At 64.9% G+C, this 9,429-nt stretch carries 6 protein-coding genes; all 6 read left to right on the top strand.

The features are described from left to right. A partial coding sequence (locus tag Q4G32_RS11965; protein ID WP_368660395.1) for a pseudouridine synthase occupies window positions 1-1,134 on the top strand: 1,134 nt, incomplete at its 5' end. Between the two features lie 43 nt (window positions 1,135-1,177). After that, window positions 1,178-2,329, top strand: coding sequence for a prephenate dehydrogenase (locus Q4G32_RS11960; RefSeq protein ID WP_303351758.1), 1,152 nt, complete (start codon window positions 1,178-1,180; stop codon window positions 2,327-2,329). Next, window positions 2,311-3,021 carry a (d)CMP kinase gene (cmk, locus tag Q4G32_RS11955; protein WP_441327507.1) on the top strand — a complete coding sequence of 237 codons (711 nt, stop codon included), beginning with the start codon at window positions 2,311-2,313 and terminating at the stop codon, window positions 3,019-3,021. The genes Q4G32_RS11960 and cmk overlap by 19 nt, the downstream gene beginning before the upstream one ends. Before the next feature lie 59 nt (window positions 3,022-3,080). Next, window positions 3,081-4,646, top strand: a complete 1,566-nt coding sequence (der, locus tag Q4G32_RS11950) for a ribosome biogenesis GTPase Der (protein ID WP_303351689.1) — start codon at window positions 3,081-3,083, stop codon at window positions 4,644-4,646. A gap of 163 nt (window positions 4,647-4,809) precedes the next feature. Next, a complete protein-coding gene (locus Q4G32_RS11945) occupies window positions 4,810-5,349 on the top strand; it encodes a hypothetical protein (RefSeq protein ID WP_303351687.1) in 540 nt (179 codons plus the stop codon). A 478-nt stretch (window positions 5,350-5,827) separates the two neighbouring features. After that, window positions 5,828-9,277, top strand: a complete 3,450-nt coding sequence (locus Q4G32_RS11940; RefSeq protein WP_303351685.1) for a pyruvate carboxylase — start codon at window positions 5,828-5,830, stop codon at window positions 9,275-9,277. Window positions 9,278-9,429 lie beyond the last annotated feature (152 nt).

Here is a 9,429-nt window from a genome sequence, read left to right as displayed (position 1 = left end):
GGTGGCCGCCCTGGATCAGGTAGCCCCATGGGGCGTGGAGCAGGTGCCGGAGGCCCAGGTGCTCGCAGCGGCAAGCCCGGTGCAGGAAAGCCGAGCTCCGGCAGGCCCGGTGCAGATCGGAGCGGTGCACCTAAGTCAGGCCCGGCCAAGGCCGGCGCACCCAAATCCGGCCCCGCCAAGTCGAGTTCCGCTCCGGGCAGCAAGCCTCGTCCGGGGAAAGCCGGTGCAGGCAAGCTGGGAGCCAAGGGCAACATCCCAGCGCGGGACAGGAGCGAGCGCGCCTACGGCAACACCGACCGCTACGGCCGGAAGATGCCGGACAAGGTGGCAATCTACGGGCCGCACCGTCGGCGTCGTCCCAAGAACCCGCCGGTGGATCGCCTGGACATCCATGATTCTGAGGGTGTGCGCCTGCAGAAGCTGCTGGCCAACGCAGGTGTGGCATCGCGGCGAGTGTGTGAGGACATGATCACCGAAGGCCGTGTGATGGTCGATGGTGAAGTGATCACCGAACTGGGCGTGCGAGTAGACCCCAAGACCGCGGAAATCACCGTGGACGGGTTGCCGATTCAGCTGGATGACAAGCTGGTGTACTACGCCTTCAACAAACCCGAAGGTGTCATTTCCACCATGGAAGATCAGGAGGGGCGCCCGTGCATCTCCGATTTCCTGGTTTCGCACCGTCACCAGCACCGGGTGTTCCACGTGGGGCGCCTGGACATTGAAACCGAAGGGTTGCTGCTGCTGACCAACGACGGCGAGTTGACCAACCGCCTCACCCACCCCTCCTACGAAGTTCCCAAGACCTATCTGGTGCAGGTCCGCGGCCCCATGGAAAAGGGCATTGGCGAACAGATGAAGGAGGGAATCATGTTGGAGGACGGAATCGCCAAGGTGGATTCCTTCCGTCTGGTGGATTCCGTACCTGGGCACATTCTGGTGGAGGTGATCCTGCACTCGGGCCGTAACCGCATTGTGCGCCGCCTCTTTGATGCCGTGGGCCACCCCGTGGAGCGCCTGGTCCGCACCCAGATCGGCCCCATCCGCATTGGCAACCAGAAACAGGGTGTGGTCCGTGACCTTTCCAAGACGGAGGTGGGTCATCTGCTGGCTTCCGTGGGATTGAGCAGCTGAGGTGGCTGACCAGGGGCGTTCGGCTCCTGAGCGCACCCCGGAGATGACGACGACGGCCCCGGTTGGTTCCGTCCTGATCATCGGCGCCGGGTTGCTGGGTGCTTCCATCGGGTTGGGCCTGCGCAACCTAGGGGTGGAAACCTGGCTGCGGGATGCCTCCCCGACCACTGAAGCCGTGGGGGAGGACATTGGCGCTGGACTGAGTGAACGTGCCTGGGCTGCAGGGGCGGCTGCGGGTGGCGGTGGTGCCGGCCCAGCAGAGGGGCCGCAGGATCGCCCGGTGCTGGCTCCGCAGCTGGTGGTGGTGGCCACCCCGCCGGATGTGACAGTGGATCTTGTGGCGGCTGCCCTGCGGGAGTTCCCAGACGCCGTGGTCACAGATGTGGCATCGGTCAAGGGCTCCATCCTGCGCGGGCTGGAAGAACGCGGGGCTGATCTGACACGTTACGTGGGTTCTCACCCCATGGCCGGGCGGGAGAAATCCGGGCCGGTGGCAGCACGCGGTGAACTCTTCACCTCCATGCCGTGGGTGTTGTGCTCGGCGCCGCAGACCGCTCCCTCCACTCGTCGGTTGGTCAAGGCGCTCGCGGTGGAGCTGGGAGCCACCGTCACGGAGATGTCCGCCGATGAACACGACACCACCGTGGCACTGATTTCCCACCTGCCCCAGGTGATGTCCTCCCTGCTGGCCTCCCGGCTGCAGGACACCCCGCTGCACCACCTGGCGCTGTCCGGTCAGGGGTTGCGGGACACCACCCGGATTGCCGGGTCCGATCCCGGGTTGTGGGTACAGATCCTGACCGCCAATGCGGCCTCCGTGGTCCCAGCGTTGCACGGAGTGCAGGAGGACCTGCAACGGCTCATCGCCACCTTGGAGGCTCCCACGGCACCGGGGTCTCGGTTGGATGTGGCGCAGCTGATTTCCGAAGGCAACGCCGGTCAGGCCCGCATCCCGGGCAAACACGGCGGAGCGCCCAAGGCATTCGCGCAGCTCACCGTCCTGGTGGATGACGTGCCGGGCACCATTGCCCATCTGCTCAGCTTCATCGGGGAGATCGGGATCAACCTGGAAGACTTGAGACTTGATCACTCACCGGGCCAACCGGTGGGTCTGGCGGAGGTCTCCGTGGAGCCCAACCGCCGGGACGAACTGGTGGAAGCGCTCACCGCAAACGGATGGAAGGTGGTCCAGTGACCAACTCGGGGCAGACACCAACACAGGTGGTAGTGGCCATTGACGGACCCTCGGGCTCCGGCAAGTCCTCCGTGTCCAAGGAGATCGCCCGTCGCCTGGACCTGGGTTACCTGGACACCGGTGCCATGTACCGCGCGGTCACCTGGTGGGCCATGACGGAGGGTACTGACTGGGAGGATGGCGGCGCCGTCGTCGTTGCTGCCCAGGAAGCTCCCGTGGAGATTTCTACGGACCCCGACCGCCAGTTCGTGCAGGTGGGGGCCACGGATGTGACGGCTGCGATCCGCACTCCGGAGGTGACCTCCCATGTGTCTGCGGTGGCCACCGTGCCTGCCGCGCGGGAGGTTTTGGTGGCCCGGCAGCGCCAGATCATTGCCGATTCCGGGCGGCGCATTGTGGCTGAAGGCCGGGACATCACCACCGTGGTGGCCCCCGATGCCGAGGTGCGGATTTTGCTGGTGGCCAATGAGCAGGCGCGGATGAATCGTCGCGGTGCCCAGCTGGGCGGCTCTCAGGATGCCGAGTCCCTGCGCGCGCAGGTTGTGGGGCGGGATGCCAAGGACTCAACTGTGGTCAATTTCTCCACTGCGGCCGATGGTGTGATCACCCTGGACAACTCGGAGTTGAACCTGGAACAGACCGTGCAAGCGGTGCTGGACCTGATTTTCCGGGCCGTGCCGGACCTGGCGTGAAACCCCGGCATTGCCCGCCCAAGTAACAGACTTGACTATTTTTGAGAGGAGAGTGCTCCATGACTGAGAACTCAACCCCAAACCTGGAACCCTGGCAGCACCCGGTGGACCCCTACGTGGAATCGGTGCTGGGAGGGGAGGCGGACGACGTCGTTGAACGCTTGGCCGCGATTGACGACGACGAAGCCGACCAGCGTGCCGATGCCCTCCGTGCCGGGCTGGACGAGTACGAACTGGACGATGAAGACCTGGCCCTCTTGCAAGACTGGGAGGATGACGCCTTTGGTGGGCTGACCCGGAAGCCTGCCCCGGTGGTGGCTGTGGTGGGACGGCCCAATGTGGGTAAATCCACCCTGGTCAACCGTGTGATCGGACGCCGTGAGGCTGTGGTGGAGGATGTCCCGGGCGTGACCCGTGACCGGGTTTCCTACAGTGCGGAGTGGCTGGGCCGTCCGTTCACCATGGTGGACACCGGCGGGTGGGAATCGGATGCCCGCGGGATCGACAAGTCCGTGGCGGAGCAGGCCGAACTGGCCGTGGCCCGCGCGGATGCGGTGCTGCTGGTCCTGGACACCACGGTGGGGGTGACGGCCACGGATGAGGCGATCGTGAAGATGCTGCGCCGTGCCGGGCGCCCCGTGATTCTGGTGGCCAACAAGTGTGACTCCCCGGCGTTGGAGTTGCAGGCCACCGAGCTGTGGTCGCTGGGGATGGGGGAGCCGTACCCCGTCTCCGCGCTGCACGGCAAGGGCGCCGGTGACCTACTGGATGCCCTGTTCGAGGTCTTGCCGGAGTTTTCTGAGGTCGCTGAGCCGGAGGTGCTGGGCGGTCCGCGCCGTGTGGCCCTGATCGGACGGCCCAACGTGGGCAAGTCCTCTCTGCTGAACAAGTTGGCAGGCGCTGAGCGCGTGGTGGTCAATGATCTGGCCGGCACCACCCGTGATCCCGTGGATGAAATGGTGGAACTGGGTGGGCGTCCGTGGCGTTTTGTGGACACCGCGGGTATTCGCAGGCGGGTGCACATGGCGCAAGGCGCTGACTATTACGCCTCGTTGCGTACCCAGTCGGCTTTGGAGCGCACCGAAGTTGCGGTGGTGCTCCTGGATGTTTCGGAGCCTCTGGCGGAGCAGGACGTTCGGATCCTGCAGATGGCCATTGATTCCGGGCGTGCCCTGGTGCTGGCCTTCAACAAGTGGGATCTGCTGGATGAGGAGCGCAGATACTACCTGGAGCGCGAGATCGAGAAGGATCTGGCGCACGTGGCCTGGGCGCCGCGGGTGAACATCTCCGCCAAGACCGGGTGGCACAAGGACAAGCTGGTGCCGGCTCTGGAGAAGTCCTTGGATTCCTGGGACACCCGCATCTCCACCGGGCGACTCAACGCGTTCCTGGGTGAGCTGGTGGCCGCCCACCCGCACCCGCTGCGTGGTGGCAAGCAGCCGCGCATCCTGTTCGGTACGCAAGCCTCCGCCCGCCCGCCCAAGTTCGTGCTGTTCACCACCGGGTTCCTGGATCCCGGATACCGGCGCTTCATCACCCGGCGGCTGCGGGAGACCTTCGGGTTTGAGGGCACCCCCATTGAGGTGGCCATGCGCGTGCGGGAGCGCCGTCCGCGCAAGCGCTGATTCTTTGCTCTCCGGCTGCGCTCGCCGGGTTCCCAGATCATGGGGGACGTAGTGATTTCACCTGAAATTGCTACGTCCCCCATGATTTCGCCAGCACCCCCACGACGACGACGCCCGGGTCACCTCCCGTGGGGTGCACACGTGGAGCCGGTACCCTTGTTCGGTGCATGAGATTCCGGCCCGCAGCCATATTTTCGTGGACGAGTCCAAGGCGGGTGCGTACTACGTAGTGGCTAGTGCCTTGGCCGCCGTTGACGTTTCGCGTGCCCGGCGCAACGTCCAGCGCTTGCTGTTGCCGGGGCAGAAGCGCATCCACTTCACCGATGAGAAAGATGCACGTCGAAAGCAGCTGTTGGACGCATTTGCACAACTGGATGTCACGGTCCATGTCTACCTGACCAAAGGAATGAAAGATCGCCAAGCCCGCCCGCTTTGTCTAGAACGTCTGGTGGAGGACCTTTTGGGCGCCGGGGCCGATCGGCTATGTATCGAACGCGACGATTCCACATTGGTGGCCGACAAGCGGATCCTGGCTGACTGCTTACGCGGTAGGGGCGACGCCTTCAGATACGACTTCTTGAAGGCTTCAGAGGAGCCGCTGCTGTGGATATCTGACGCCGTGGCGTGGTGCTATCAGCGTGGGGGCCAGTGGAAGGTCAGGTCCAAAGCTCTGGTGGCGGGCGTAACCACGGTGTCAGCCTGAGTCCGGAAAAGCGTAAGCCAGGCTCGTCGAACCGTCCGGATGACTGCCTGGCTTACTTCGCGGGGCTAGTGCCCGTTGCACCCCTAACTATACGCCCACCGGCACAGCAGTACCAGAGGGGTGGACTGCGCACTCGCTCGCCGAGATCATGTGGTAGTGCACATTTCAGCTTCAAATGTGCACTACCACATGATCTCGGCTTCTGCCTTTCCTGGCCGACGACGACGCCCGGGTCACCTCCCGTGGGGCGCACACCTGGCACCGGTTACACCCGGGACACGTCATGCTGGTATGAAGTAACCAAGGGGCCCGGCCCGGCGTGACGGTCACAAAATAGACAGGTGTCACCTAAGCTGGTCCCAGCACCGCACACACTCAACGCCGAGTGGAGCGGGTAACCGCATGAAACTGCGTCAGGGACTGGGGCCCGTTTGATCACGACGACGCCCCCATCCAGTCCCGGATAGAAGGAGTGCCTGTGTTCAAGAAGATCCTGGTGGCCAACCGCGGCGAAATCGCCGTACGTGCCTTCCGAGCCGCCTACGAGCTGGGCGCCAAGACGGTGGCTGTCTACCCGATCGAGGACCGCAACTCGATTCACCGCCAGAAGGCGGATGAGGCTTACCGCATTGGCACGGAGGGCCACCCCGTCAAGGCATACCTGGACGTGGATGAAATCATCCGTGTGGCCAAGGAATCCGGGGCAGACGCCGTGTACCCGGGCTACGGTTTCCTTTCCGAGAACCCCGGCTTGGCCAAGGCTTGCGCGGAGAACGGCATCACGTTCATCGGCCCCTCCGCCGATGTCCTGGATCTGGCCGGGAACAAGGTTGCTGCTCTGAAGGCTGCCAAGAAGGCGGGCATTCCCACGCTGCAGGATTCGGAGCCGTCGTCGGACCCGGAAGAATTGCTTGCGGTGGCGGATGAGATCGGGTTCCCCATCTTTGTGAAGGCCGTGGCCGGTGGTGGCGGCCGCGGTATGCGCCGCGTGGAAACTCCAGAGGAACTGCCGGAGGCTCTGGAATCCGCCATGCGGGAGGCTGGGACCGCATTCGGTGATCCCACCGTGTTCCTGGAGCAGGCCGTGCTGCGCCCGCGCCACATTGAGGTGCAGATCCTGGCCGATGCCACGGGCGAGACCGTGCACCTGTTCGAGCGTGACTGCTCCCTGCAGCGCCGTCACCAAAAGGTGGTGGAGATTGCGCCCGCCCCCAACCTGGACCCAGACGTCCGGGAGGCCCTGCACAACGACGCCGTGAAGTTCGCCAGGGAGCTCGGTTACGTCAATGCCGGTACGGTCGAGTTCCTGCTGGACACCGTGGGGGAGCGTGCCGGTGAGCACGTGTTCATCGAGATGAACCCGCGTATCCAGGTGGAGCACACCGTGACAGAGGAAGTCACGGACGTGGACCTGGTCCAGGCCCAGATGCGCATTGCCGCCGGCGAGACCCTGGAACAGATCGGGATTCGCCAGGAAGAACTGGGCGTGCGTGGTTTTGCCATGCAGTGCCGTATCACCACGGAGGATCCGGCCAATGGGTTCCGCCCCGACGTCGGGAAAGTCACCGCATACCGTTCGGCCGGTGGCGCCGGGGTGCGGTTGGATGGCGGCACGTTGTACGCCGGGGCGGAGATTTCTCCCCACTTTGATTCCATGCTGGTCAAGCTCACCTGCCGCGGGCGGGATTACGAAACCACTGTGCACCGCGCTCGTCGTGCGCTGGCTGAGTTCCGTATCCGCGGTGTGGCCACCAACATCCCGTTCCTGCAGTCCGTGCTGGAGGACCCGGAGTTCCTGGCAGGCAATGTGACCACGGACTTCATCGAGCGTCGTCCGGAGCTGCTGGAGGCTCGCGGCACCGCCGATCGCGGCACCCGCGCGCTGACCTACCTGGCCGAAGTCACGGTCAACAAGCCCAACGGTGAGCGCATTGAGGGCATTGACCCCCGCACCAAGCTGCCGCGGTACCCCGGTGACAAGGTGGAGGACCCGGACCGGTCCCCGTTGGACGGGCCCGGTGAGCACACTCCGCCGGATGGCTGGCGCAAGGTTCTCCTGGATGAGGGGCCGGAAGGTTTTGCGGCCAAGCTGCGCGCACAGACCGCCGTGGCTGTCACGGACACCACCATGCGCGATGCCCACCAGTCCCTGCTGGCCACCCGCATCCGTACCCGCGACCTCTTGGCCGCAGCGCCCGCGTACGCGCACACGCTGCCGCAGCTGTTCTCCATGGAGGCATGGGGCGGGGCCACGTACGACGTCGCGCTGCGATTCCTGGGTGAGGACCCGTGGGAGCGGCTGCGGTACCTGCGTTCGGCCATGCCGAACATTCCCATCCAGATGCTGCTGCGCGGCCGCAACACCGTGGGCTACACCCCGTATCCCACGGAGGTCACGGACGCCTTTGTGAAGGAGGCGGCGGAGACCGGGATTGACATTTTCCGCATCTTTGACGCACTCAACGATGTCTCCCAGATGGCGCCCGCCATTTCTGCCGTCCGGTCCACCGGGACCGCGGTGGCTGAGGTGGCGCTGTGCTACACATCTGATCTGCTGGATCCGGCGGAGAAGGTCTACACGCTGGAGTACTATCTGGATCTGGCGCAGCAGTGCGTGGATGCCGGTGCGCACATTCTGGCGATCAAGGACATGGCAGGTCTGCTGCGTCCAGAGGCGGCACGCCGCCTGGTCACGGCACTGCGCGAGCGGTTTGACCTGCCCGTACACCTGCACACCCACGACACCGCCGGCGGTCAGATCGGTACACTGCTGGCAGCGATCGACGCCGGGGTGGATGCGGTGGACGTTGCCACGGCCACCATGGCGGGAACGACGTCGCAGCCCTCGGCTTCCGCGCTGGTGGCCGCTTTGGCGCACACCGAGCGGGACACCGGGCTCTCTCTGGATGCCGTGTGCGACATGGAACCGTACTGGGAGATCATTCGCGGGATTTACAAGCCGTTCGAGTCCGGTCTGTCCGGGCCCACGGGTCGTGTGTACCGGCACGAGATTCCCGGTGGTCAGCTCTCCAACTTGCGCCAGCAGGCCATTGCGCTGGGGCTGGGGGAGAAGTTTGAGCAGGTCGAGGACATGTACTACGCCGCAGACCGCATGCTGGGGCACCTGGTGAAGGTGACGCCGTCGTCCAAGGTGGTGGGGGATCTGGCCCTGCAACTGGTGGGGATGAACGTGGATCCGGCGGAGTTCGAGGAGAATCCGCAAAACTTTGACATCCCGGATTCGGTGATCGGGTTCCTCAACGGTGAACTGGGCACCCCGCCTGCTGGCTGGCCGGAGCCGTTCCGGACCCGTGCCTTGGAAGGACGGCATGAGAAGCCTGCGGTGGCGGAGCTGTCCTCCGAGGATTTGGCCGGTTTGTCCGGTGAGTCCGCCGTGCGGCGGGCCACGCTGAACCGTCTGCTGTTCCCCGGCCCCACGGCCGACTTTGAGTCCAAGCAGAAGGACTACGGGGACATCTCCGTGCTGCACACGCGTGACTTCCTGTACGGGTTGATCCCGGAGCGGGAGCACGTGATTTCGTTGGGCAAGGGTGTGCGTCTGCTGGTGACCCTGCAGGCCATTGGCCCAGCTGACGACAAGGGCATGCGCACCGTGATGGTCACCCTGAACGGTCAGATGCGGATGTTGGAAATTCGGGACACCTCTGTGGCCACGGAGTTTGTGGAGGCGGAGAAGGCTGATACCTCCAAGCCGGGCCACGTGGCGGCACCGTTTGCGGGTTCCATCACTGCCACCGTTTCTGAGGGCGATTCCGTGTCTGCGGGCGACCGTGTGGCCACCATTGAGGCCATGAAGATGGAAGCCTCCGTGACCACGCCCGTGGGCGGCACGGTCAAGCGCGTGGTGATCACGGGTCCGTCGCCGGTGGCCGGTGGGGACCTGGTGGTGGAGATCGAGCCGGAGTGATGCCGGTTTTGTCCTGGCCGGCGCTGCCGGTGAGGACTTGATGGTTGGACGGCCCGGTGCCCCTGATGCGGGGGTGCCGGGCTGTTCCGTGTGGAGCGGGATGGCGATGTGAAATCGCCTGGCGGTTGGGGTAATGTATGGCGGGTGCTTGA

Origin of the sequence: Kocuria sp. (genome assembly GCF_030538595.1) — a bacterium.
In the GTDB taxonomy this organism is placed as follows: domain Bacteria; phylum Actinomycetota; class Actinomycetes; order Actinomycetales; family Micrococcaceae; genus Kocuria.
The sequence above is the reverse complement of the archived record's forward strand: the minus strand, read 5'-3'. Positions and strand labels throughout refer to the sequence as shown.